Raw genomic sequence first — 25,191 nt, 5'->3', positions numbered from 1 at the left:
GGGTAGCATCACTAAACGCCTTCTCAGGCACCAAAAAGCGCCCTGTCAATGACGGGGCGTTTTCGTCTCCAGGTGCAGAATCAGAACCGTCAGGCTGTGTCTTTTTGATTACCGACCAGCATGAGCGTTATTTTGGCCAGGCAACACATGATTGCCCAGTTTCCGCGACCAGGCGTTCGTGCGACGTGAGTAGTGTCAGCGACAGGGTAAAGTAGCTATCAGCGCGAACGGTAGACGATCCGTCCCTTGGAAAGGTCATACGGGGTCAATTCAACCTTGACCTTGTCGCCGGTCAGAATACGAATATAGTTCTTACGCATTTTGCCAGAGATGTGGGCAGTGACCACGTGGCCGTTTTCCAGTTCAACACGGAACATGGTATTAGGTAGGGTGTCAACGATGACACCATCCATTTCAATATGGTCTTCGCGTGCCATATAGGCAGATCCTCGCTTGTAGTGCTTTAAGTGAGTACTGACAATAAGTACTGAAAATATATACTCAAGATCAGTACTGAAATGGCTCAGTACGTCGGTAGAGACAATCGGTATTTGCCCAAATGGGCATTAACAGCGCTATATTGTGCCGCAAGCCCGCCAACAAGGCAAAAAAGCTTTACTTTTTTTGTGGGCAAAAAAGCATTTCAGGTGATCAGGGGCTGCCAATGACGGCCGCTAAGCACTTCTACCGGCGAGAAATGCTGCTTATAGTTCATTTTGCGGCATTCTTCAATCCAGTAACCAAGATAAAGGTGAGGTAACCCCTGCGTTCTTGCCATTTCAATCAGTTTCAAAATGGCAAACGTGCCCAGCGAACGTTTTTCAAATGCTGCGTCTGTCGCAAAAAAGGTGTATATCGCTGAAATGCCGTGCTCCAGTTGGTCAAAAGCAGCCACGGCTACCAGAGTCTCGTTGAGGGTGAACTCCAGCAGGAAGGCATAGGGTTCATTGAGCGTCAGGAAGGTACGGTACTGCTCGTGGCTGGGAGGATACATATCGCCGTCGGCATGACGTTGGCAGATGTAGTCCGCATACAGGGCGTAATGGCGGCTGTTGAAGCAGGCGTTGACGACTCGGGTCTGAATGTCGGCATTGCGGCGCAGCAGTTTGCGCTGGGTGCGGTTGGGCTCAAAGCGCTCCACCGGAATACGCACTGAGCGGCAGGCATTGCATCCTTCGCAGTGTGGGCGGTACAAGTGACGTCCGCTGCGTCGAAAGCCCAGCAGTGACAGGGAATCATAAACGCCGGGCAGCGGGGCTTCCTGGGGGTCCAGAAAGAGGGTGGTGGCCTCGCGTCCAGGCAGATAGCTGCAGTCATGTGGCACTGTTAAAAAGAAGCGCAAATCCCTCACGGGTCGACGTGGCGTGTTGCTGCTCACGGTTGGCCTCCTGATGATGAATGGGTGAAAATATCAGTGTGCGGTCTCTATCAGGCCTTGATTGTCCGGTGCCGCGAGGGCTTCAAGCCATCTTGAAGGGGGAACTGTGGGCGCTTCCTCCAATCCGGAAGATGGCTGGAAATCTCTCTGGGGTAAGCATAGCCCAAGATACTTGATGAAGCTTGTGCGTGAAACGGTTTCAGCGCCCATATGGGCAAGGTGAGCCGTATGCATCTGGCAGTCAATCAGTGTTCCACCGCCCTGACGCATGGCGGCTGCCAGATAGGCAAGGGCTACCTTGGACGCATCGGCCTGACGTGAAAACATCGATTCGCCAAAAAATACTGGCCCCATGGCAAGGCCGTAAAGCCCGCCCACCAGCGCGTTGTCGCGGTGCACTTCAATGCTGTGAGCAATGCCAGCCTGATGCAGATGCGCATAGGCGGTGAGCATGTCATCAGTAATCCAGGTGCCGCCTTCATCCTGGCGCGGCGCGGCGCAGGCCAGCATGACCCTTTCAAAGCATTGATCCAATGTGACCGTGAAACCGCCATTGCGCAGGCGTTTGGTGAGGCTGCGCCTTTGCCTGAAGTTTTCAGGGTAGAGCACCATTCTCGGGTCTGGGCTCCACCACAGGATAGGATCGCCATCGCTAAACCAGGGGAAGATTCCCTGGCGATAGGCGCTGACCAGCCAGTCAGGTGTTAGTGCGCCCCCCGCCGCCAGCAGGCCGTCAGGGGTGTTGAGTGCCGTGGATACATCGGGAAAATATGGTGTTGCGCTGTCCAGCCAAGGCAGCATAAGGGTTCCTTGCAATGAGCGAATAAATCAACAGATCCTGATCTCTGTTATTCTCAATACCAATTGTCAACAGTAGTAATCGCCCCTGTGACGGCAGAAGGATGCTCGGTATGATGGCATATCGCAAGCGCCAATTGGCAATCTGAAAAAGAGTGCTTTCACACACTATAAAATACACGCTGTTGTTAAATTGCCAGGAGAGTGTGTTCTGGTTTCGGTATTCATTCTCAATAGCATTTATTGCCGCAGCGCTGAAAAGTCATCTTGCAGGCTGTGGTTGTCAGTCAGGTATGAAGGGAGAATTGCTTGAACGTGAAAAAGACTGTTAACAGGCAAAAATCGCAGGGCTCAGGCGAATCCCGTAAAGCATCGCCTGAGCGCGTCAATGTGGCCAAGGCCAAAGCAAAGGCAGGGGCCAGGCATGTCGGTGTTCGCCTGCAGGGCGTGGCGCGTGAGGCTGTGGTCATTGTGCTGCTGGCACTTTGTGTATTTTTACTTCTGGCGATGTTCAGCTACCACGCTGGCGACCCCGGCTGGTCTTATCGCGGCCCCGAAACTGAGGTTGCTAACTGGATGGGCGCCTTGGGTGCCTGGCTGGCGGATGTCATGTATTCATTGCTGGGAAGCAGTGCGCTGTGGTTTCCAGGGGTGTTGGGCTTTGCTGCCTGGTGGTTGATGCGTTCGCGTCAGGTCACCTTTGAGCTGGATATGCTGGCGCTAGCCGTGCGCGTCGCCGGTTTTGTCATGTTGCTGCTGGGTACCACTCTGCTGGGGGCGCTGCATTTCTACAGCCCGGATAGCATGCTGCCTTACGGCGCTGGCGGCATTCTCGGTGAAGGCCTGGTCGCCACTCTGATACCGATACTTAGCCATTCAGGCGTGGGTCTGGTGGCCGCGGCCCTGATACTGGGTGGTTTTCCGATTCTTACCAGGGTGTCGTGGCTCGACCTGACGGATGAAGTAGGGTTTCAGGCGTGCCGACTGGGGCGCTGGGTTCGTCAATTGCTGGGTGGTCTGGACGAAAAGCGTCGCGAGCATCAGGCCAAGCGCAGGCCGCATCTGAGTGACTACGACGAGGAGCCAGAAACGCCTTACACCTATAAGCAATCCACGACTGATGATCCTGCACCTGCCAAAGCATCCAGTGCGCACCGTGAGCCTCATGTATCCTGGGGAACAGCCGCTGCTGGTGCCAGTGCAGCCGGTGGTGCTTGGGCGGCCACACGCCTGACAGCCTCTCGGCATGCAGAGTCGGATCTTTCGGCTGAAAAATCGCCAACGCCAACCACCTCTGAAGACTACCCACCCTTCAGCGCCGTAGACCGTCCTGTTGAAAGCCCTCTCGACAGCGATAGGGATAGCGATGTAGACGACGTTGATAATAAAGCTGCTGAGAGTGCTCCAGAGCAGCCGCTGTCGGCCATTCATCCGGCTGCTTCTGCGCCTCGCGAGGAGGTGCCTGCTAAAACGCACGGGCGTATTGAACCGAGGCTCAGCCCCGAAGCTGAATCTGAACCAATGCCAGAGCCAGAGCTTGAGACAACGCCTGAATCAACGTCAGCTTCAGAGCCGGAACCACCCTCTGAGCCCGAGCCAAGGGAAGCGGTCGAAAAAGCCTCTGAACAGCCTGTGCCTGAAAGGCGTGTACCGGAAATTGTCCCGGAGCCGGTGCTGGACGACGAGCCTGAATGGCCGCCTGGGTTGGAATCGGCCTTTGCTGCTAAGCCGCAGGCGGATGCACCACCGAAAATGGATGAACCACAGAAAATGGATGAGCCCGCCCAAGTGGCGCCATCACCGACAGTGGAAGCCCCTGTCTCTTCATCAGCACCAGCCGTTGGCCCAGCGGACGATGAAACCCTAACGCTGTGGACGGTTGAGCATCTGCAAAATCAGCGGCCAGTGCTGGAAGGTATGCCGGAGCCTGATGGTGACGTGCCCAGCCTGCGCCTGCTGACGCCTCCCGAGCCGCAGAAACCCAACTACAGCGAACAGCAGTTGGCGGATATGGCGGAACTGCTGGAAATACGCCTGAAGGAGTATGGCGTCAGGGCTGAGGTCGTGGATACCTGGCCAGGGCCGGTGATTACCCGCTTTGAAATCAAGCCGGCCGCTGGGGTCAAGGTTTCCAAGATTACTAACCTGGCCAAGGATCTGGCGCGCTCGCTGATGGTGAAAAGTGTCCGTGTGGTGGAAGTGATTCCCGGTCGTCCGACCGTCGGCATTGAAATTCCCAACCCCAATCGCGCCATGATCCGCCTGCGCGAAGTGGTTGACTCTGATCTCTACCAGCAGGAAACCTCACCGTTGACCATGGCGCTGGGCCAAGATATCGGCGGTGGCCCCGTGGTGGCTAACCTGGGCAAGATGCCTCACCTGCTGGTGGCGGGTACAACGGGCTCAGGTAAGTCAGTGGGGGTCAATGCCATGCTGGTCTCGATGCTTTTAAAAGCGACACCGGACGAGCTGCGCCTGATCATGGTCGACCCCAAGATGCTTGAGCTATCCGTATATGACGGCATTCCGCACCTGCTGGCGCCGGTGGTCACCGATATGAAAGAAGCCGCCAACAGCCTGCGCTGGTGTGTGGCAGAAATGGAACGCCGCTACAAGCTGATGGCGGCGATGGGGGTGCGCAACATTGCTGGCTTCAATTCCCGCCTGGATGAAGCCGACAGGGCAGGTGCTCAGGTCGCCGACCCACTGTGGGAACCCCAGCCCTGGGAAATGCATCAGGCGCCCCCGGTGCTGGAAAAGCTGCCTTATATCGTGGTGGTGATAGATGAATTTGCCGACATGTTCATGATTGTGGGCAAGAAAGTTGAAGAGTTGATCGCCCGTCTGGCGCAGAAAGCCCGTGCCGCCGGTATTCATCTTATCCTGGCCACTCAGCGGCCCTCTGTGGACGTGGTGACCGGCCTGATCAAGGCCAATATCCCGTCGCGCATGGCGTTTCAGGTCTCCTCCAGGATTGATTCGCGGACGATACTGGATCAAGGCGGCGCTGAAAGCCTGCTGGGCCACGGTGATATGCTGTATCTGCCTGCAGGCTCGGGGCCTCCCAACCGCGTTCACGGCGCTTTTGTCGATGATGATGAGGTTCACCGCGTGGTGGAGGACTGGAAGCGGCGTGGAGAGCCTGAGTACATTGAGGAAATACTGACGGGCGGCGTGTCAGCAGATGCGCTGACAGGGCTTGAGGCGGAAGGTGCTGATGGTGACGATGCCGAGCAGGATGCCCTGTACGATGAAGCTGTCCAGTTTGTTACGGAAACCCGCAAAGCCTCGATCTCTGCCGTTCAGCGTCGGTTCAAGATTGGTTATAACCGGGCGGCGCGGCTGGTAGATGCCATGGAGAGTGCTGGCGTTGTGTCTTCCATGGGCACCAATGGCCAGCGTGAAGTGTTGGCAAATCCTCCCTCGGGTCATTGATCTGCCAATCGTGCAAACACCAAGAAAACCACGCCGCAGGTGAAACCTTGCGGCGTGGTATGCGTCTGAGACCACAACAACCTTATTGGGGATGAATGCTCATCCCGTCAGGCAGATAAAGGAAATCACTATGAATCGCACAGATACGCCTGTTGTGGCACACACGTCTGAAAATGCTGCTTCCGTTAGCCGTCAGCGCTCCTTTGGATTGATGTTGGCGGCTAGCGCCCTGGGCTTGATGGTCAGCCCGGAAAGCTGGGCGCAGGATGCCGCTGAACGCCTGAGCGAGCGGCTGGAGCCGCTGGAAACCTATCACGCCAGCTTCGAGCAGAAGATTCTGGATAGTAGCGGTGACCATCTGCAGGAAGCGCAAGGTGAGATGTGGCTGGCGCGCCCTGGCCTGTTGCGCTGGGAGGTCGATGCCCCTTACGCACAGACCGTCATGTCAGACGGTGAAGAGGTCTATCTTTATGATCCTGATCTTGAGCAAGTGACGGTTCAGGCTGTTGATGAACGCATCACTCATACGCCGGCGTTGCTAATTTCCGGCAATATTGATGATCTGACGGCAAGTTACGATGTGCACTACGAAAATGGCGATGAAGATATTTTTACCCTGGTGCCCTCAACTCCTGACACCCTGTTTGAAGAGCTGAACCTGATGTTTGAAGGTGAGACCCTGACCGAGCTGTGGATGACCGACAGTACCGGTCAACGCACGGCGATTATTTTCAGCGCCATCTGTCAGAACAGCGAGATTGACGATGAACGCTTCACCTTTGAAATCCCGGAAGGCACGGATGTCATTCGTGAGGGCCGTTAGGACTTACTGAAACGTCCCCTTTGTCAGCCTCCTCGTCCTTGGCCTTGCGCCAGGCCATGATATCGGCAAAGCGTTTTTCCTGGCCGTGGGGGCTAGGCTGGTAGAGGTCTTCGCGGCTCAGTGATTCAGGCCAGCAATCATGGCTGCTACCGGCCGGGTAGCCCTCCGGCTCGTGGTGGGCATAGCGATAACCCTGACCGTGCCCCAGTTGCTCCATCAAACGGGTGGGTGCATTGCGCAGGTAGCTGGGCACCTCAAGCTCAGGCGTTTGGCGCACATAGCGCTGGGCGGCTTTCCAGGCCTGGTCAATGCGGTTGCTTTTCGGGGCGACGCACAGGTGAATCAAGGCGTGGGCAATCGCTCGCTGGCCCTCGTAGTCTCCCAGTCGTAAATAGGCATCCCAGGCCGCCATGACCAGAGGCAGGGCGCGTGGGTCAGCATTGCCAACGTCTTCAGAGGCAATGGCAGCTAATCGGCGTACCACATCCAGAGGGTCGCCGCCGCCCTGGATAAAACGCGCCATATACAGCAAGGCCGCGTTGGGCCGAGATGAACGCACTGATTTATGCAGTGCCGATAACAGGTCGTAATAGGCATCACCCTGTTTGTCAAAGGCGCTGGCTTGATGCCCCAGCACGTCTTTTAATGCCTCTGGGCCAAGGTATTCCTGGCCTTTCTGCGATTGGGTAAAATCACACGCCGTTTCCAGCAGCCCAAGCGCCCGGCGGGCATCGCCTGCGCTGGCGCGGGCCAGCATTTCAAGCACCTTATCCTCCACCTGAATGTTTCTCTGGCCAAGGCCACGCTGTGGGTCAGTCAGTGCCTGACGTAGCACCTCTATGAGCTCGCTCTCACTCAATGGCTTGAGCACATACACCCGCGCTCGGGAAAGCAGGGCCGAATTCACTTCAAACGACGGATTTTCAGTGGTGGCGCCGATCAGGGTCAAAAGGCCGGATTCAACATGCGGTAGCAGAGCATCCTGCTGGGACTTGTTAAGGCGATGAATCTCATCCAGAAAAAGAATCACCGCTTCTCCAGGCCGCTGCCGGGCGCGCTCTACAACGTTGCGGATGTCCTTGACCCCCGCCATCACGGCGCTAAGCGCTTCCAGATGCGAATCAGCAGCGCGTGCCAGTATTTCCGCCAGGGTGGTTTTACCAACGCCAGGCGGCCCCCACAGAATCATGGATCGAACCACCCCGGATTCGGCCATTTGGCGTAACGGTTTGCCTGTGCCCACCAGCGCCTGCTGGCCGATATAATCATTCAGGGTGACAGGGCGCATGCGGTAGGCCAATGGGGCGTCACTGGCTGAGTCACTTGTCTGGGCAAACAGATCCATCACGGCTCCCTATGTGGGTGTGAACAAAACAACGGTTGCTATTGTCCTTAGACAGCCAACATTGTTAACGAGGGCTGTATCAGGCTACTGTATTCGTTATTCTCTACAAAGCCCTGCTAGACTGCTTGTGTTTTAACTGATAGTAACGAAATCTAATAATAACGCTGGTACATCAGGACTTGCTTTTTCCAGCGATGATCGCGTGTCACTGGTCACACTCCAGCGGCAAGCCTGAGATAAAAGGAGGCGGCAACATGCTAAACCAATTGCGTCTGGATCATGCCAATATGGCGCGAATGCTCCACGTTCTGCAGCTTAAACAGAAAACGCTTGAAAAGGGGGAGCGTCCCAATTTTCAGCTAATGCGCGAAGTAGTGGACTATATTCTGGCTTATATGGAGGATTTTACGGCGCCACTGGAACGCGTATTTGTCGAGCGCTTACAGGCTAAAGCGCCGGATCAGGTGTCGCAAGTCGAGAATATGCTAAGCGACTATCGGGAACTCAAGCCGCGGCTTGAGAAGCTTTCTGCGGATATTGACACCGTCCTGATGGACATGGTGTTACCCATGGATCGTTTCGCTGAAGACCTGAAACAGTATCTGGCAGCTCATCGTGCCTATCTGCGTCAGGAGCGTGAAGCCCTCTTCCCGCTGGTTGAAAAGCACTTTGCTGAAGAGGATATCGATGCTCTGCGCCAAGCGTTACCGGATGGTGCAGAAAAAGAGTTGGAGCGTCTGCAGCAGGCATACCCGGAACTGTATGCCGAACTTAAAGGTGCTGATGTACCCGTTGTTTAACATGCCAGCTAACATATCAGGCTAGGGTGCATAGGCACTCTCAAGGCTGACAACGGAGCGTGCTACACTTGGCCGCTCCGTTTTTTTATACGTCCGTAGCTGATAAGGGCAAGCTGTCATGACCGGCCCCATTTTAATCTTTGACTCAGGCGTGGGCGGCCTTTCGGTCGCTCATGCGCTGCGCTGCGCCTACCCTGAAGCGGCCTTTTGTTATGCCTGCGACAATGCCTGGCTGCCTTACGGCGTTCGTCAGGATGCCGAGCTGACCGCACGTATTGTCGCGGTGTGTCTGGCGGCTGTGCAGGCCTGTCAGCCGAGCGTGCTGGTGGTGGCCTGCAATACGGCCAGTACGCTGGCGCTGGAGCAGCTGCGTTCGGCGCTGAGCATTCCTGTGGTCGGCACGGTGCCCGCCATCAAACCGGCTGCCCGCCTGTCAACAAGTCGCCATATTGCACTCCTGGCCACCTCGGCAACGGTAAGGCGCCCCTATACCCAGCAGTTGATTGATAACTTTGCCAAGGATTGCCGGATTACGCGTGTCGCAGCCGATGGTCTGGTGGTGGAAGCCGAGGGTTGGCTGAGCGGCAGTCCACCTAATCAGATGCGTTTGAACGCCCTATTGGCCCCGTTATGGCAAGCGACCCATGATACTCCCCCGATGGATACCGTGGTGCTTGGGTGTACCCACTTTCCGTTGATGCTGCCCTGGCTGGAAGCCCTGTCGCCTGTGGAGCTGAACTGGGTAGATTCTGGCGCCGCGATTGCCCGGCGGGTGGGGCAAGTCAGTGAGACTTTCAACACAGGGCGGCGTGATAACCGCAGTTTTACCACGGCAACGGCAGAGGGCTTACAGGCAGGCTTGGCAGATTATGGTTTCTCAGCGCCCGAGCTTTTGCGACTGAAAAGCTGATGCCCTGATGCGGTGTGCCAACCAGGCGTTTATTCATTTATTCATCAGTATGACCTACCAATCATTACCAGACTAAAAAGGAGCTTATCTTTGGCAATCCCAGTGGTTGAGCCCGAACGCTATAGCGAACAGTTGAATGCCAAGCGCGAAACCCTTGAAGCGCTGCTGGCCGAATTCTCGCCTCCGCCGGTGGAGGTTATGGAGTCGCCGCCAGGCTACTATCGTCAGCGCTGCGAATTCCGTATCTGGCATGATGGCGATGACCTGTTTTACGCCATGTTTGAGGTGGACCCTGAAAACCCAGCCAATAAAGCGGTGGTCAGGTTGGATCAGTATCCGGTGGCCAGTGCCCAGATAAATGCCTTGATGCCCTTGCTACGCAATGCGTTTCTGGCCAGCCATGAGCTGCGTCATCGCCTGTTTCAGGTCGAGTTCCTGACCACCCTGTCCGGTGAAGCACTGGTGACGCTTATCTACCATCGCCCGCTGGGTGATGCCTGGGAAGAAGAGGCGCGCGCGCTGGAAAAAGCCTTAGGCATCATGATCATTGGTCGCTCGCGCAAGCAGCGTAAGGTGCTGACCCGTGACTACGTATGGGAAAAACTTGAGGTTGATGGCCAGCAATGGCATTACCAGCAGGTCGAAAACAGCTTTACCCAGCCCAACGCCGAAGTCTGCCAGAAAATGCTCAGCTGGGCGCGTTCAGTGACTGCCGGAAGCCAGGCAGGCGATCTGGTTGAGCTATACTGCGGTAATGGCAACTTCACCGTGGCGCTGGCGGAAAACTTTCGTCGGGTATTGGCGACCGAAATTTCACGCACCTCAGTGGCCAGTGCAAAGGTCAACTTTGCCGCAAATGAGATTACTAATGCCCAGGTGGTCAGGATGTCTGCGGAAGAGTTTGCCCAGGCGCTCAAAGGGGAAAAAGGCGGGCGGCGCGTTGCCGAAATGGCGCTGGATGACTATCAGTTTTCAACCGTTTTGGTAGACCCGCCCCGCGCTGGGCTGGATGAGGCCAGCTGTCATCAGATCAGCGCTTATCCGTCGATTGTTTATATTTCGTGTAACCCTGCGACACTGGCGGAAAATCTGGCCATACTGATTCAGACGCATCGCATAGAACGGTTGGCACTGTTTGACCAGTTTCCGTTCACGCATCATATGGAGGCAGGTGTGCTGTTAACCCGTCGTTAGCGCGTGTCGCCAAGATGTATACAGGCTTATCCATAGTATCAATATCTATAACACAATGAACAGGTTACTCAGTGAGGGCTGGCCAAGGTGTATTTAGCTATTTAGAGGTCGCTAATGGTCATCCGTTCGTAAAACGTATAAATAACAATGCACAATTGGTATGCGTTATGAGTAAGACGTCAGTTGGCTGGGGTTGGCCGAAGAGGTCGCGTAGGCTCGGTCTCTTGGTGGCTTAACAGCCAACGATCTTCGTTTTGGCCGGTAATGGCCTTGGCAGTTGAGGTGATAAATGCATTACATTGCGATTGAAGAGAGCCGACAGGATCTTCTCAAACAGTTAAAGGAACGGCTGGAATCGCGTCTGGAGCCCGCTAGAGCGGCGGCGATTGATGCTTTTGCGCGGCAGTTTTATGCCACCGTGCCTGTCGAGGATCTCATTGACCGGCGGCTGGATGACCTTTACGGCGCCACCCTCTCCATCTGGCAGTTTCTTCAGCATCATGAACCAGAAAGTCCCAAAGTAGCCGTCTTCAATCCTGATTTTGAAGAGCATGGTTGGCAGTCGACCCACACCTTTGTGGCGGTGTTGCATGCGGATATGCCGTTTCTGGTCGATTCGGTGCGTATCGAGCTTAACCGCCGTGGCTTGACGGTTCATGCGATTCAGAATGCTGTCCTCTCAGTGGAACGCGATGGCCAGCACCAGCTTAAGCGGCTGGTTCCATCCCAGAATGACGATACGCCTGACAGCCGCGAATCGCTGATTGTTATTGAAGTGGATCGCCATACTGACCGCGATGCCCTGGCGGTTATCGAGCAGAATCTTCATGACGTGCTGTGTGATGTGCGCACTGCAGTCAATGACTATGACGGCATGTGTGCGCGTACCCGTGAGGCCATTCAGGAGCTGGAAAAAGTCTGCCCGCCGCAGATCGACCCGGATGATCACGAAGAAGCGATCGCGTTTCTGGAATGGTTGGTCAAAGATAATTTCACTTATCTGGGCTATGACGAATACACCCTTCAAGACGGCGAACTGGTGCGCGACAACGACAGCGTTCTGGGTGTGTTCCGGCTGGATTATCCGCGCTACTGCGAACGCATCCGTACCGAGCAGGGCGTTGACGAGAACAACGATTACGTACTCGTGCCCCAGCTATTGTCGTTTGCCAAAAGTGCTCATCATTCCCGGGTTCATCGTCCTACCTACCCGGATTACATCACGATTGACCGCTACGACGATGACGGCAATGTGATAGGTGAGAGACGCTTCTTTGGGCTGTTTACTGCCACCGTCTATAATGAATCACCGCGTAATATTCCGGTACTGCGCCGTAAACTGAAGGCGGTGATGGACATTGCCGGCTTCAACCCTCAAGGCCATAACGGCAAACAGTTGCTGCAGGTACTGGAAGTCTATCCGCGTGATGATCTGTTCCAGACCTCGACCGAGTCTCTGGCCGGAACAGCGCTGGGCATTCTCAATATTCGTGAACGCCGCCAAGTGCGCCTGTTTGTGCGCGCGGATGTGAGCGGCAAATTCTATTCCTGTCTGATTTTTGTCCCTCGGGATGTATTTTCCACCGACTTGCGCCAACGCATTCAGAACCTGCTATGCGAAGAAATGGATGCGCATTTTGGTGACTTTAATACCTATCTTTCCGAGTCGGTGCTGGCGCGTATTCAGCTGATCCTGCGTTTCAACGGCGATAAGCCAGGCAAGTTTGACCTGAAACGTATCGAACACAAGGTCTCGCAGTTGGCGCGCAGCTGGAAAGATGAGCTGCAGTCCGCCATGGTGGAAGGCTTTGGGGAAGAAAGTGCCAACCGGTTGATGGAGCGCTTCAGCAGCGCCTTTTCTGCCAGCTATCGGGAGGATTTCAGTGCGCGTACCGGTGTCTTTGATATTCAGCACCTATTGGCACTGGATAATGGCGATGACCTGGCGCTGTCGCTCTATCGCCCGCTGGAAGAGCAGGGCGGTGGCCTTAACCTGAAGCTGTTCCATCGCGAATCACAGATTCCGCTTTCGGATGTGCTGCCGATGATGGAAAACCTGGGGCTGCGGGTGATCGGCGAACGCCCTTATGAGATTAACGCGCCCTCAGAGCGCTACTGGATACACGATTTTGAACTGGAACATAGTGGCGCCGACCTTAGCCTGAGCGAAATGCGTGAGGCATTCACTGAGGCGTTCAAGCGGATCTGGGGCGGTGAAGCCGATAACGATGCCTTCAACCGGCTGATTATTGGTGCCAACCTGGACTGGCGTGAAGTAGCGATGCTGCGCGGCTACGCGCGTTACCTCAAGCAGATTCGCTTTGGTATGTCGCAAAACTATATTGCCTCTACCCTGGCCAACTACCCGCATATTACCCGTGAGTTGGTGGAGCTGTTCCGTCTGCGCTTTGACCCTCTGTGCGAGGATCGCGACAGCAGTGCCTGTCTTGCACGTATTAATGAATACCTTGAACAGGTTACCAGCCTCAATGATGACCAGCTGGTGCGACGCTTTGTGGAACTGGTTCAGGCGACCTTGCGTACCAACTACTATCAGCTGAGTGAGCAGGGGCGCTTCAAGGATTACATTGCCTACAAGCTGGAGCCTTCCAAGGTGACCGGCATGCCCAAGCCGCGGCCTGCCTATGAGATCTTCGTCTGTTCGCCCAGGGTGGAAGGTGTTCACCTGCGCGGCGGTAAGGTTGCCCGTGGCGGGCTGCGCTGGTCTGACCGCCGGGAAGACTTCCGCACCGAGGTGCTGGGGCTGGTCAAGGCGCAGCAGGTGAAAAACGCCGTGATTGTGCCGGTGGGTGCCAAAGGTGGCTTTGTCTGTAAGCGGATGCCCGAAAATGCTGACAGGGAAACCGTGCAGAAAGAAGGTATTGCCTGTTACAAGACCTTTATTCGTGCCTTGCTGGATGTCACTGACAACCTGGTGGGCAGTGGCGTTGTGCCGCCAGACAATGTGGTACGTCATGATGACGATGATGCCTATCTGGTGGTGGCCGCCGATAAGGGAACGGCAACGTTTTCGGATATTGCCAACGAAATCTCCGTCGAGTACGGCCACTGGCTGGGGGATGCCTTTGCCTCCGGCGGCGCCAATGGTTATGACCACAAAAAGATGGGCATTACCGCGCGGGGCGCCTGGGAATCGGTTGAGCGCCATTTCCGTAATCTGGGGCTGAACACCCAGCGCGAAAACTTCACCGTAGTCGGTGTTGGTGATATGGGCGGCGATGTATTCGGCAACGGCATGCTGCTGTCTGAACATATTCAGCTGGTGGGTGCCTTCAACCACCTGCATATCTTTGTTGACCCCAACCCGAATGCTGCTACGACCTTTGCTGAACGCCAGCGCCTGTTCACTATGCCGCGTTCCAGCTGGGAAGATTTTGACAAGTCGCTGATTTCTGAAGGGGGCGGTATCTTCAGCCGGAGTGCCAAATCCATCAGCATCACGCCGCAGATGCAGGACGTCTTTGGCATCAGTGAATCCCAGATGGCCCCCAATGACCTGATCCGTGCCATGCTCAAGGCGAAGATTGACCTGTTCTGGAACGGCGGTATTGGCACCTATGTGAAAGGCTCGGAGGAAACCGACGCCGAGGTAGGCGACAAAGCCAATGATGCCTTGCGTATCAATGGCTGTGAGCTGAACTGCCGCGTTATCGGTGAGGGCGGTAATCTGGGATGTACCCAGCTGGGCCGCATGGAGGCTGCCAATAAGGGCGTGCTGGTTTACACCGATTTCATTGATAACGCCGGTGGCGTGAATTGCTCTGACCATGAAGTCAATATCAAGATCCTGATTGATGAAATCGTCAAGCGCGGTGATATGACCGAGAAGCAGCGTAATAAGCTGCTGGCGGATATGACCGATGAAGTGGCAGATCTGGTCATTCTCGACAACTATCGCCAGACCCAGGCCCTGGATCTGTCGGCGCTGATCTCCCAGCAGGGTATTGGCCCTTATCGTCGCTTTATCAGTGAGCTTGAAGCCGTTGGGCAGATTGACCGCGAGCTTGAGTTCCTGCCGCAGGATGACGTCCTGAAAGAGCGTTCAGGCAGCGGCGAGGGGATGAGCCTGCCAGAACTCTCGGTGTTGATCTCTTACGCCAAGAGCACGCTGAAAGGTGACCTGATCGTCTCCGAGGTGCCGGATGACCCCTATATTCATCGTCATCTTGAGCGCCTCTTCCCACAGCCACTGGTGGATAACTATCTCACCGAGATGTACGAGCATCGCCTGAAGCGTGAAATTGTCGCGACCCAGGTCGCCAATGATCTGGTGGATCATATGGGCGTTGTCTTCGTACGCCGCCTGATAGACTCTACCGGGGCTGGTCGCGCTGATATTGCTCGCGCCTACATCATTGCTCGTGACAGCTTTAACCTGCCCAGCCTGTGGGCGGAAATTGAAGCGCTGGACAACATCGTATCCAGTCAGGTGCAGTACGGGATGATGCTGGACCTGATGCGTATGGTGCGTCGCGCCACCCGTTGGTTCCTGCGTCAGCATCTGGGGCTTTCCACCCAGGATGCCGTGGAATACTTTGGCCCGCGCCTGGCTCAGCTGCAGGAAGGAATCGGTGAGCTGCTTAGCGGTGAAGAGCTGGCCGCCTGGGAGCAGCGCCGTGAAGAGCTGCTTGAGGCCGGCGTGCCTGAAACCCTGGCAGGAAGCGTTGCTGCAGCGCCCAGCCTGTATGCGGGGCTGGGTATCATCCAGGCGGCACGCCATGTCAACGAAAAGCCCCAGCGCGTTGCCGAGGTGTTCTATGAAGTCGGCAGCCGCCTGGAACTGCCCTGGATGATTCAGCAGGTCACCCGGTTGGATGTGCGCGATGCCTGGCAGGCCCAGGCGCGGGAAACCTTCCGCGATGATATCGACCGCCAGCAGCTGGCGCTGACAACCAGCGTGTTGAAGCTTGAAACCGGTAACCACGGCGTGGACGAGCGGGTGGCACAATGGCTGGATCAGCATGCCGATCTTCATCGCCGCTGGTGCCGCCTGATAGAGGAAGTGCGCAGCGGCAGTGAAAGCGGTTTTGCTCTCTTTGCCGTGGCCGTGCGTGAACTGGTGGACTTGGCTGAAAGTGATAGCGAAGCCTGATCGTATACGCATAAGTAGCTGAAATAACGCCGTGTCTGGTTAGCCGGGCACGGCGTTTCTTGTTGTGGGCGTCTGGTCTGTCACGCCAGCCTGCCGCTCTTGCCCGCTTTGCGCTATAATGCTGGCCGCTTATTGCTGCCTGGCCAGAGGAACCACCATGTACCACGTTATTCGTCCCGCGCTTTTTCGTCTTGACCCCGAAGCCTCACACACCCTGGCCATGGGCATGCTGGATACCTTGCATCGCCTGGGGGCGGCCAAGCGGCTGGCAGGGGCAAGGGTGGCTGACCCGGTAGAGCTGATGGGTTTGCGTTTTCCCAACCGGGTGGGGTTGGCGGCAGGGCTGGATAAAAATGCCGACCACCTTGATGCGCTGGGGGCTTTAGGTTTTGGCTTTATCGAAGTAGGCACTGTTACCCCCAGGGCACAGCCGGGCAATCCGAAACCGCGTTTGTTTCGCCTTGCCGGGCATGATGCCATCATTAACCGCTTTGGTTTCAATAACAAAGGGGTGGCGCACCTGGTGGAGCAGGTCAGGAAAAGCCGTTTTGATGGCATTATCGGCATCAATATCGGCAAGAATCTGAGCACGGCGGTAGAGGATGCGCTGGCTGATTATCTGCTTTGCCTGGACGCCGTGCACGATGTGGCGGATTACATCGCGGTGAATATTTCCTCGCCCAATACGCCGGGGCTTAGAACCCTGCAGTTTGGCGAACAGCTGGATGCGCTGCTGGGGCCGATCAGAGCGCGCGCCACTGAGCTGGATGATGCCCGCCAGCAGCGTGTGCCGCTGTTAGTCAAGATTGCGCCGGATATGAGTGAAGAGGAAATTGCCTTGGTGGCACAAAGTATTGAGCGTAACGGCCTTGATGGCGTGATTGCGACCAATACGACCATTGAGCGCCAGGCGGTAGAGGATGACCCGCAAAGCACAGAGGCCGGTGGGCTATCAGGTAAACCGGTGTTTGAAGCCTCCAACCGGGTCATTAGACTATTGCGACAGCATTTGCCTGCTATACCGATTATTGGGGTAGGGGGAATTGATAGCGGTGAGGCGGCTCAGCAGAAGCTGGAAGCGGGGGCAGATCTGGTACAGCTTTACTCCGGGCTTATTTATCAGGGGCCAGGCCTGATCAATGCATGCGCTTCTGCGTTGGCAGTCAGTGCAGATAACAAAAAGCCTGCCGCATAGGGGCAGGCTTCAACTTCCATGATGACACGCTCAGCGTATTACCGGTTCAGGTCATCACCATGGGGTTTTTGTGGATGCCGGAAACCCCCGTCATCCCGCTCCACTGATCGCCGCGTCCTTCACGCCAACCACTCATCCAGTATTCTCGTAAATTGACATCCTGACTGGGGCAGTCATCCCGTGAGCGTCCTGTGACACCTGCTTTATAGCCGTGTACATAAGCCCGTTGAAAGCGATCACGTTTTTGTCTTTTCATTGGCTAACCTCTTCTAATGAAAGCCTTTGATGAGAAATAGCAAAAAACCGCCATTTCAGGAGCTGGCTGTTGGGGTGAGATAGGTCATGCTGATGATGTAAAGCACTCACGTGCTGAACGCAGCAAACCTGCATTTCTGAAACATCAACCCCAACGCCATATGGTTGTCGTGAATCAAAAAAATGAGCCAAAAATCGAACCCTGAATCCCCGACAACAAACGCATGCGTTATTCTGTAGCTACCCCTTTATTGTTAGACCATAAGGCCAGGGTTTGTCGACCATTAAATTGTCATAAGAGCTACATGGAATTGACATAAATAGTAATATCAGCCTGGAAACGCCGCTGCCAGACGATGATCACCCCGCTTGATTCGCCATGATCAAGCGCCCAAGATTGAGTAATTATGACCGAGCAATATCAAAACGAAGCACTTGACCTGCTGGTGACCTGCCCAAAAGGCATCGAGCAACTGCTGGAAGAAGAGCTGATTCAGCTGGGCGCCACGCCGGGTAAAACCACGGTGGCAGGTATTTATGTCAGCGCCAGCCTGGAGACGGCGTATCGCCTGTGTCTGTGGTCACGCTTGGCCAACCGGGTGATTGTCATTTTGCAGCGGGCGTCCATGGTGGATACCGCCGCGCAGCTGCTCAGCGCTGTCACTGTGGTGCCTTGGGCCGAGCATATCGCAGCAGGCAAAACCCTGGCGGTCGACTTCCATGGCCGCAGTGAGCATATCCGCCATACGCGCTTTGGCGCCCAGACGGTCAAGGATGGCGTGGTGGACGCCATGGCGCTGGCGGGCGCCGAGCGGCCACAGGTGGATACCAAATCCCCGGATATGCGACTTTACGCTCATCTGCACCGCAGCAACCTGACTCTGGGCATCGACCTGTCCGGGGAAAGCCTGCATCGGCGGGGGTATCGTCTGGATGTGGGGCATGCGCCCCTCAAGGAAAACCTTGCTGCTGCCTTGCTGGTGCGTGCGGGCTGGCAAGCCCGAGCCAAAGCTGGTGAGCCTTTGATTGACCCGCTCTGTGGGGCAGGCACTCTGCTGATTGAGGCGGCGCTGATGGCAGCAGATCAGGCGCCTAACCTGAACCGTCGGCGCTTTGGTTTTCACGGCTGGGCGCATCACCAGCAAGCGGTGTGGGAAGAATTACAGCGTGAAGCCCAGGCGCGGGCCAGCATTGGCCGCAAACGTTGCAAGAATGCACTGTTCGGCTTTGACCAAAGCCCGGCGGCCTTATCGGCGGCCAAGGCCAACGCCATGCGCGCAGGTATTCCGGCGCTGATCACCTTTCATGGCCAGGGGGTTGCCCAGCTTGAACGCCCGGAAGGTCTGGCATCAGCATCAGGTCTGCTGATCACCAATCCGCCTTACGGCGAGCGGCTGGGGGAGTTGCCGGAGCTGGTCGGCCTTTACGCGACCCTGGGCGAAAAAGCCAAAGCGCTGTTCCCCGGCTGGACGCTGGCTGTGTTCACTGGCAATCCGGATCTTGGCCACCGGCTAGGGCTGAGAGCTCACAAGCAGTATGCGCTGAAAAATGGCCCGCTGGATGCCAAGCTGCTGTTAATGGAAATTGGCGCTGACACTGCGTACAGGACCTCTGCCCAGAGCGCTGACAGCCATGCCGCGTCAACGTCAAGCGATGCTCCCTCACAGGGGGCGGAAGATGCGCCACAGCAAGCTTCGTCTGATAACGCCCAGATGTTCGCCAACCGGCTGAAAAAGAACCAGAAGCGCCTGAAGAAATGGCTCAAACAAAGCTGTGAAAGCTGCTATCGACTGTACGATGCCGATATGCCGGAATTTGCCCTGGCCATTGATATCTACGCCGACCGGGTACACGTTCAGGAATATATGCCGCCGCGCTCGGTGAACCCCGCCCAGGCCCAGAAGCGCCTGTTTGACGCCCTTGAAGTCCTGCCTCACGCCTTGGCAGTGGACGCCAGCCGGATTTATGTCAAGCAGCGCGAGCGTCAGGCTGGCAAGTCGCAATATCAGAAGCGTGATGCCAGCGGCGAGCGTTTCGAGGTGCAGGAAGGACCCGCACGCCTATGGGTCAACCTGCGTGACTATCTGGATACGGGGCTGTTTCTGGATCATCGTCCGGTGCGGCGTCTGCTGGGTGAGATGGCGCAGGGCAAACGCTTTCTCAACCTGTTCTGTTATACGGCGTCAGCCACGGTGCATGCGGCCCTGGGTGGCGCCAGTGACAGCGTCAGTGTCGATATGTCCAACACCTATCTGAGCTGGGCCCAGGACAACTTTGCCCTCAATGGGCTTGATCCTAGCCGTCACAGAGTCATACATGATGACTGCTTCAAGTGGCTGGAAACCGCCAGCACCCAGTTTGATCTTATCTTCATGGACCCGCCGACGTTTTCCAACTCGAAGAAAATGCGCGATACCCTGGATATTCAGCGTGACCATCCGCAACTGGTGCGATTGGCCATGGCGCGCCTGATGCCGGAGGGCACTCTGGTGTTCTCCAACAATCAGCGGCGTTTCGAGCTGGATGGCACCTTACGCGAAGAATTCAAGGTGGAGGATATTTCCGCCAAGACCTTTGACCCTGATTTCCAGCGCCGCCATAACCTGCACCATGTCTTCCTTTTGCGTCACAAGGAGGCGGCATGATTGCGTTGACGCTTTACACAACCTTGGGGTGCCATCTGTGCGAGCAGCTGGAGGCCCTGGTGCGCCAGCTGGCCAACCAGGCAGTGGTGCTGACAGCGGTTGAGATCAGCAGCGACGATAGCTTGATGGCGCGCTATGCCCAGCGCATCCCGGTGCTGGCAGATGCCGAGGGCAAGGAGCTGGATCGAGGCTTTGATGTCGAGCGGCTAGCCGCCTGGCTTGAAGCGCGTGGTTGGCTCGACCAGGCAGCACTGCAGGCATTGACGTCGCCGCCTGAGCCAGAACCCGCCAAACTTGCTTATACCCACAATGGCCGCCGCTATCTTGGCTAGAGGGCATCCAGCAGTGAGAGCTGGCGCATGGCTTCCTGGCCTTCCGGGGAGTCATCGTCCACATCCAGCACCTTGCGAAAGCCACGCGAGGACTGAATGGTGCTCTCGTCGTCCAGCCACATCCGGGCCTGTTCGCGGCTTTCTGCCAATTGGTGTTTAAGGCCGCCGAACTGGGTGCCAATCTGCCCCCAGGCGCGGCTGAAGATCCAGTCGCCAAACATATCCTGATGAATATGCACCAGCACATAGTCATGGTCGGTTTCCCAGCGTACGATCACACCTTGTCCTCTTGTTGATTGCGCGTTGTCTGCCGGTGCCTTGCGCAGCCGAGCGCCCATTGTAAAGCCCAAGATGAAAAACGCTATGAAACTTGTCGTTGATGCCAATATCCCTGCCAGTGAGGCCTGCTTTGCTGCGCTTGGCGACGTGCTCCGCCTGCCGGGCCGCGAGATTACCGCCCGGCATCTAAAGGATGCCGATGCCCTTGTGGTGCGCTCGGTGACCCAGGTCAATCAAGCACTACTGGCAGATAGCCCGGTGCGCTTTGTGGGCACCTGCACCATAGGCACCGATCATATTGATACCGCCTACCTGAAAGCACGTGAGATTGCATTTGCCAGCGCTCCTGGGTGTAACGCCGAGGCGGTGGTGGATTACGTGCTGGCCAGCCTGTTAACCCTTGCTGAGCGCCAAGGGTGGTCATTAACCCAGCGCTGCGTGGGAGTTGTTGGCGTGGGTAACGTGGGCAGCCGCCTGCAGGCTCGCTTGCAGGCGCTAGGTGTCGAGGTATTGGCCTGTGACCCGCCGCGAGCGGCCCAGGAAGGCAGCGCAGGCTTTGAAAGTCTGCAAACGCTGATCAGCCACTGTGATGTGCTCTGCCTGCATACCCCGCTGGTCACGGAAGGCCCTTACAGGACGCGCCATCTGCTGGGAGCCGCAGAGATCCATGCGCTCAAACCAGGCAGCATAGTGGTGAACGCCGGGCGCGGTGACTGTATGGATAGCGCCGCCCTGGCGGAACGCTTGACCCAGCAGGCGGATCTTACTGCTGTGCTCGACGTATGGGAAAACGAACCGGAGATTGATCCACAATTACATGCGTTAGCCGCTCTAGCAACACCCCATGTAGCGGGCTACAGCCTGGATGGCAAGCTGCGCGGGAGCCTGATGATTCATCATGCCCTGGCCTGGCATTTGGGTCGCCAAAGCCCGTTGACGCTGGCCGATATCTGCCCGCCACCAGCGCTTGGCGAACTAACCTTGCAACAGGCCATACCCAGCGAAGACGCTCTACGGCTGTGCATGCGAGCGGTTTACGACCCGCGCCGCGATCACGACCGCTTGGCGCGGGAGATGCAACACCAAGCGATTGGCAACGCCTTTGATCGCTGCCGCGCTGATTACCCCTTGCGGCGCGAGTTCGCCACCCTCAAGGTGCGCCTGTGTGATGACGCCAGCTCACTGGCCCCTGGGCTGGGCGCCGCTGGTTTTGGGGTCTAGGGGCTGCTTAATAAGCCTATTCTTGTTGTTGCTCATGCGTCAGACTGCCACTCTCAAGTTTATGGATAAGCAGTTCAATCTCAGAGCCAGGTTCAAGCTTTCCCTCTGTTAACTCAACATGCCTATCAGAGGCGGCGCTATTATCTGCCGTATCATCCTGTTCAGTTTGTTTCGGCATGTTTGGCCTGCTTCTGATAATCGCTGACCGCTTTACATAAATGGGATCCAGCATTTACCCAATGTTGGCCAATCCGATCCTGAGCAGTACCTTTTGGCATGTGCTGTGAATAATCGCCAACCGGCCAAACCTCCATGACACTACCTGCTGCAAGCACGATGCGAGGCATTTTGTAGTGAGATTGCATGGTTTTGCTCCTGTTTTAACCAAGGTGTTGCATATACGTCACTGTGTACCTACTTCTGTCACATCAAAACGCAGCGAAGAAAGAACTTCTGTATTTAGCGTACTATTAAAGTAGAGGTTAATGTAGCTCAAATATTCACGCAAGCTCACACGGAGCCTTAGCCCGGATTTCTCATAGCACCTCAGCCAGCACCGCACTCAGGATGTCGTGCCGCTAAACACCTATTGGCACGGCTTAAATAGCCTACTTTTTAACCATTTTCCGTCATTCAGGCACACTTCCCCCTTCCCCCCATTGCATCGGGCCGGGGGCGCCCGAGCATTCAGTTCGGCACCAACTGTCTGACGAGATCGGATAGCGCCGTTTTATAGGGATAGCTGTCACTCATGAGTACTCGGACTCGGCGCGTATTGCGGATGATAACCGCGCCCACCTTGATGAGTTTGAGCCTGAGGCTACTTGGGCTCATGCGTGCGAAGGGCGTGTTCTTCAGGTAAGCCCGTAACCGCTCGAACAGCGTATAGGCAAAGCCTGATAAGATCAGCCGCCATTGATTAGCCCACCAGTGCGTGCTGGACGTGCGGTCAGCAAACAAGCTCAGTTGTTGATCCTTGATTCGGTTCTCCATGTCGCCCCGAGCACAGTACTGCTCGTAGTAAAGCTTGAAGCCATCGTCGTAACGGGAACTGACGATAAACCGGGGATTGGAGCCAAGCTCGCCTTCTTCCAGGCGGGCCACCACCCAGCGCGGGTACTTCCAAGAGTGCGCTTGATATTGGAAGCGGAACGTCTCTGCCACTTTCCCTCCTACCTGCCACTGGGTCTTGCGTACCAGCATCATGGGAACGTCCACTTCCTTGAGCAGCCGACTGTTCTTGCCAATACCCACGATGTAGTCGACGTGATGCCGATCGCACCAGTTCAGCATCCGGGGGCGACAAAAATGGCTATCGCCGCGTAATACAATGCGGGTGTCGGGCCAGTATTGACGGATAAAGCGGACAAGTAGGGCGAGGATGGCCCAGCTGTGGCGGCTGTCGCTGCGGTCACTGGTGCGCAGATAGCTCACCAGCAGATGGTGGCCACAGAAGACATACAGTGGGAAGTAGCAATGGTGATTGTAATAGCGGTTAAAGAACTTGCCGGGTTGGTCGCCATGCACGGGAATATCAGTGCCATCAAAGTCCAGCACAATCTCTTTGGGTGGTTCGTCATGCTGCTCGATGAAGTGATGCCAGAGTAGCTCATGGGCCTTCACTATCGCTTGTCGATCAGCGTTCTGCTCTATCCGGGACAGCGTTGACTTGCCCGCCAGCACCTCATTTTCATCCAGTGCCGTCTGAAGGGCCTGATCATAGCGCAGGGCTTCATGGTCGTTAAAATCTTCGTAGCCAGCGGCGACACCGAACACCCGCTGACGAACCAGGGTGTCGAGTTTGTGGCGAATCTGCTCCGGTGCCCGAGGATCATGCAGTACCGATGCCAAACGGCGCGTCAGGCGATGTTGTTTGTCGATTTCACGAAGCAGAAGCAACCCAGCATCGGAGGTAATGTGGCCACCGGAGAAATCGGCTTCAATCTGGCGGCGTGAGAGTGGCGAGAAGGTCAGTTTTTCAGGTACCATTTTGGAAGCGGCTGTTGATGTTGGTTTTTGGTGTAAGGTCCTGAAACTTTAACATTTTCAGCCGCTTTCTTTTATACCCTATGAGAAATTCGGGTTAGGGTCTGTTGACGTTTCATCGCGAACCGCGTTGCTGCGCCAAAGGGCGTCAGGCAAGGCGCGACACGACGGCAATTGGTGCCCTTACCGAGTGGCGCAACGCCGCATGGCGTCCTTTGGCGCGCAACCCGAAGGGACAGAGCCCTTTTGGCACAGCCCTGCGTTGCTCGTCGCTAATTGGGAACCACCCAACCACGCTCCTCACGCCTTGCTCTGCACCAAAAGGGCCTCTGTCGCGGCCGTGAGGAAACGTCAATAGACCCTAGACGCAGCGGCGCTCAGGTGGAAGTGCTGGTCGCTATGCCTGACGTTCCATCAAGAAAACGCCCACCTCAATGGGTGGGCGTTGTTGTAACGTCACTCAGAAGCGTGAATCATTGACGGTAGGAAGCTTCCTGCAGGGCGCGAATGCGGTCATCCAGCGGCGGGTGGCTGGCAAACAGACGCTCGACAAGCGAGCGTGTCTGGCCCTTGGTGATGGCCATGGCGCGCAGGGTGTCGGGCATCTGGTCGGGTAGCTCAGTTTCGGATTTCAGCCTTGCCAGGGCGCTGACCATAGCACCCGTGCCCGCCAGCCGTGCGCCTGCTTCATCGGCACGGTATTCACGGAAACGAGAGAACCAGGCCACAATGGCCGATGCGGCAATTCCGAAAATAATCTCGGCTACCATGACGACAGCAAAATAGCCCATAAAGCCCAGGCCGCCTTCGCCATCTGTGCGGCTTTTCAGGAAGCCATCAATCAGGTGGGCCACTACGCGGGCAAAGAACATCACAAAGGTGTTAACCACGCCTTGTACCAGCGCCAACGTGACCATGTCACCATTGGCCACGTGGCCAATCTCGTGGGCCAGAACGGCGCGCACTTCTTCAGGTTTCATGCGGTTAAGTAGCCCGGCTGAAACCGCCACCAGGGCGTCGTCCTTTTTCCAGCCGGTGGCAAAGGCATTGGACTGCTGGGCCGGGAAGATACCCACTTCCGGCGTTTTGATGCCGGCATCACGGGCCAGTTCGGCCACCGTATCGACCAGCCATTGCTCGGTGGCGTTGGAGGGTTTTTCGATAATGACCGTGCCGGTTGAGCGCTTGGCCATCCACTTGGATATCAATAGCGATATCACCGACCCGGCCATACCGATGATGAAACAGAACAGCAGCAAACTGGTGAAGTTGATGCCCTGGCTACGTAAATAGCCTTCTACACCGAACAGGCGCAATGTCAGGCTGGCGACCAGCACGACGGCCAGGTTGGTGGCTAAAAACAACACGATTCGCAGCATTTGGGGATCTCCTTGATGAGATAAGAAACAGGCCCTGAGATATCGCTTAGATGGGGGAGAGACGATGAGGTTTCAAATCTCCACCCGCATTTTGTTAGTTAAT

19 protein-coding genes are annotated in these 25,191 nt (G+C 56.2%); 10 read left to right on the top strand and 9 right to left on the bottom strand.

Annotation, left to right across the window (positions count from 1 at the left end; genetic code table 11):
* Window positions 1-218: 218 nt before the first annotated feature.
* From infA to aat, 3 genes are all read right to left on the bottom strand, one after another.
* Window positions 219-437, bottom strand: a complete 219-nt coding sequence (gene infA / locus OR573_11025) for a translation initiation factor IF-1 (GenBank protein ID XGA79034.1) — start codon at window positions 435-437, stop codon at window positions 219-221.
* A 206-nt stretch (window positions 438-643) separates the two neighbouring features.
* A complete protein-coding gene (locus OR573_11020; protein ID XGA79033.1) occupies window positions 644-1,378 on the bottom strand; it encodes an arginyltransferase in 735 nt (244 codons plus the stop codon).
* A 33-nt stretch (window positions 1,379-1,411) separates the two neighbouring features.
* Window positions 1,412-2,179, bottom strand: coding sequence for a leucyl/phenylalanyl-tRNA--protein transferase (gene aat, locus OR573_11015; protein ID XGA79032.1), 768 nt, complete (start codon window positions 2,177-2,179; stop codon window positions 1,412-1,414).
* 306 nt (window positions 2,180-2,485) lie between these two features.
* Here aat and OR573_11010 point away from each other — a divergent pair, with 306 nt between their 5' ends.
* Both OR573_11010 and lolA read left to right on the top strand, forming a co-directional pair.
* A complete protein-coding gene (locus OR573_11010; GenBank protein ID XGA79031.1) occupies window positions 2,486-5,611 on the top strand; it encodes a DNA translocase FtsK 4TM domain-containing protein in 3,126 nt (1,041 codons plus the stop codon).
* Between the two features lie 211 nt (window positions 5,612-5,822).
* The gene (gene lolA / locus OR573_11005) at window positions 5,823-6,434 is read left to right on the top strand and encodes an outer membrane lipoprotein chaperone LolA (GenBank protein XGA81729.1); all 612 of its coding nucleotides are present in this window, start codon (window positions 5,823-5,825) and stop codon (window positions 6,432-6,434) included.
* On the opposite strand, the gene OR573_11000 is transcribed toward lolA, so the two are convergent.
* A complete protein-coding gene (locus OR573_11000; protein ID XGA79030.1) occupies window positions 6,415-7,779 on the bottom strand; it encodes a replication-associated recombination protein A in 1,365 nt (454 codons plus the stop codon). The two genes, lolA and OR573_11000, sit on opposite strands and share 20 nt — an antisense overlap.
* A 254-nt stretch (window positions 7,780-8,033) precedes the next feature.
* On the opposite strand from OR573_11000, the gene OR573_10995 reads away from it, so the two are divergent.
* The 5 genes from OR573_10995 (at window position 8,034) to OR573_10975 (ending at window position 16,991) form a co-directional block, all read left to right on the top strand.
* A complete protein-coding gene (locus OR573_10995; protein XGA79029.1) occupies window positions 8,034-8,579 on the top strand; it encodes a hypothetical protein in 546 nt (181 codons plus the stop codon).
* A gap of 118 nt (window positions 8,580-8,697) precedes the next feature.
* Window positions 8,698-9,489 carry a glutamate racemase gene (gene murI / locus OR573_10990; protein XGA79028.1) on the top strand — a complete coding sequence of 264 codons (792 nt, stop codon included), beginning with the start codon at window positions 8,698-8,700 and terminating at the stop codon, window positions 9,487-9,489.
* A 90-nt stretch (window positions 9,490-9,579) separates the two neighbouring features.
* Entirely contained in the window at window positions 9,580-10,683 is a 1,104-nt protein-coding gene (gene trmA, locus OR573_10985; GenBank protein ID XGA79027.1) for a tRNA (uridine(54)-C5)-methyltransferase TrmA, read from the top strand.
* Between the two features lie 289 nt (window positions 10,684-10,972).
* Window positions 10,973-15,796, top strand: a complete 4,824-nt coding sequence (locus OR573_10980; GenBank protein XGA79026.1) for an NAD-glutamate dehydrogenase — start codon at window positions 10,973-10,975, stop codon at window positions 15,794-15,796.
* Window positions 15,797-15,953: 157 nt separating this feature from the next.
* Complete coding sequence (locus OR573_10975; protein ID XGA79025.1) at window positions 15,954-16,991, top strand: quinone-dependent dihydroorotate dehydrogenase; 1,038 nt, start codon at window positions 15,954-15,956, stop codon at window positions 16,989-16,991.
* Between the two features lie 46 nt (window positions 16,992-17,037).
* On the opposite strand, the gene rmf is transcribed toward OR573_10975, so the two are convergent.
* Window positions 17,038-17,247, bottom strand: coding sequence for a ribosome modulation factor (gene rmf / locus OR573_10970; protein ID XGA79024.1), 210 nt, complete (start codon window positions 17,245-17,247; stop codon window positions 17,038-17,040).
* 406 nt (window positions 17,248-17,653) lie between these two features.
* Between rmf and rlmKL the strand changes: the two genes are divergently transcribed.
* Window positions 17,654-19,891: a bifunctional 23S rRNA (guanine(2069)-N(7))-methyltransferase RlmK/23S rRNA (guanine(2445)-N(2))-methyltransferase RlmL gene (gene rlmKL / locus OR573_10965; protein ID XGA79023.1), complete on the top strand. Its 2,238-nt coding sequence runs from the start codon at window positions 17,654-17,656 to the stop codon at window positions 19,889-19,891.
* A complete protein-coding gene (locus tag OR573_10960) occupies window positions 19,888-20,223 on the top strand; it encodes a glutaredoxin family protein (GenBank protein ID XGA79022.1) in 336 nt (111 codons plus the stop codon). Before rlmKL ends, OR573_10960 begins: the two co-directional genes overlap by 4 nt.
* On the opposite strand, the gene OR573_10955 is transcribed toward OR573_10960, so the two are convergent.
* On the bottom strand, window positions 20,220-20,501 hold the full coding sequence (locus OR573_10955) for a hypothetical protein (protein XGA79021.1): 282 nt from the start codon (window positions 20,499-20,501) through the stop codon (window positions 20,220-20,222). The two genes, OR573_10960 and OR573_10955, sit on opposite strands and share 4 nt — an antisense overlap.
* An 85-nt stretch (window positions 20,502-20,586) precedes the next feature.
* On the opposite strand from OR573_10955, the gene pdxB reads away from it, so the two are divergent.
* Window positions 20,587-21,723: a 4-phosphoerythronate dehydrogenase PdxB gene (gene pdxB, locus OR573_10950; protein ID XGA79020.1), complete on the top strand. Its 1,137-nt coding sequence runs from the start codon at window positions 20,587-20,589 to the stop codon at window positions 21,721-21,723.
* Between the two features lie 161 nt (window positions 21,724-21,884).
* On the opposite strand, the gene OR573_10945 is transcribed toward pdxB, so the two are convergent.
* From OR573_10945 to htpX, 3 genes are all read right to left on the bottom strand, one after another.
* Complete coding sequence (locus OR573_10945; protein ID XGA79019.1) at window positions 21,885-22,088, bottom strand: hypothetical protein; 204 nt, start codon at window positions 22,086-22,088, stop codon at window positions 21,885-21,887.
* Window positions 22,089-22,410: 322 nt separating this feature from the next.
* The gene (locus OR573_10940; GenBank protein ID XGA79018.1) at window positions 22,411-23,712 is read right to left on the bottom strand and encodes an IS1380 family transposase; all 1,302 of its coding nucleotides are present in this window, start codon (window positions 23,710-23,712) and stop codon (window positions 22,411-22,413) included.
* A 470-nt stretch (window positions 23,713-24,182) separates the two neighbouring features.
* Complete coding sequence (gene htpX, locus OR573_10935; GenBank protein XGA79017.1) at window positions 24,183-25,088, bottom strand: protease HtpX; 906 nt, start codon at window positions 25,086-25,088, stop codon at window positions 24,183-24,185.
* Window positions 25,089-25,191: the final 103 nt, after the last annotated feature.

Origin of the sequence: Halomonas sp. CH40 (assembly GCA_041875495.1) — a bacterium.
Classification (GTDB): Bacteria; Pseudomonadota; Gammaproteobacteria; order Pseudomonadales; family Halomonadaceae; genus Vreelandella.
This window is presented reverse-complemented; position numbering and strand designations above follow the sequence as displayed.

Bases quoted from the DNA above. Each gene is read 5' to 3' on its own strand.
- infA (XGA79034.1), bottom strand. From the start codon at position 437: ATGGCACGCGAAGACCATATTGAAATGGATGGTGTCATCGTTGACACC.
- aat (XGA79032.1), bottom strand. From the start codon at position 2,179: ATGCTGCCTTGGCTGGACAGCGCAACACCATATTTTCCCGATGTATCC.
- lolA (XGA81729.1), top strand. From the start codon at position 5,823: ATGTTGGCGGCTAGCGCCCTGGGCTTGATGGTCAGCCCGGAAAGCTGG.
- OR573_11000 (XGA79030.1), bottom strand. From the start codon at position 7,779: ATGGATCTGTTTGCCCAGACAAGTGACTCAGCCAGTGACGCCCCATTG.
- OR573_10995 (XGA79029.1), top strand. From the start codon at position 8,034: ATGCTAAACCAATTGCGTCTGGATCATGCCAATATGGCGCGAATGCTC.
- murI (XGA79028.1), top strand. From the start codon at position 8,698: ATGACCGGCCCCATTTTAATCTTTGACTCAGGCGTGGGCGGCCTTTCG.
- OR573_10980 (XGA79026.1), top strand. From the start codon at position 10,973: ATGCATTACATTGCGATTGAAGAGAGCCGACAGGATCTTCTCAAACAG.
- OR573_10975 (XGA79025.1), top strand. From the start codon at position 15,954: ATGTACCACGTTATTCGTCCCGCGCTTTTTCGTCTTGACCCCGAAGCC.
- rmf (XGA79024.1), bottom strand. From the start codon at position 17,247: ATGAAAAGACAAAAACGTGATCGCTTTCAACGGGCTTATGTACACGGC.
- rlmKL (XGA79023.1), top strand. From the start codon at position 17,654: ATGACCGAGCAATATCAAAACGAAGCACTTGACCTGCTGGTGACCTGC.
- OR573_10960 (XGA79022.1), top strand. From the start codon at position 19,888: ATGATTGCGTTGACGCTTTACACAACCTTGGGGTGCCATCTGTGCGAG.
- pdxB (XGA79020.1), top strand. From the start codon at position 20,587: ATGAAACTTGTCGTTGATGCCAATATCCCTGCCAGTGAGGCCTGCTTT.
- OR573_10945 (XGA79019.1), bottom strand. From the start codon at position 22,088: ATGCAATCTCACTACAAAATGCCTCGCATCGTGCTTGCAGCAGGTAGT.
- OR573_10940 (XGA79018.1), bottom strand. From the start codon at position 23,712: ATGGTACCTGAAAAACTGACCTTCTCGCCACTCTCACGCCGCCAGATT.
- htpX (XGA79017.1), bottom strand. From the start codon at position 25,088: ATGCTGCGAATCGTGTTGTTTTTAGCCACCAACCTGGCCGTCGTGCTG.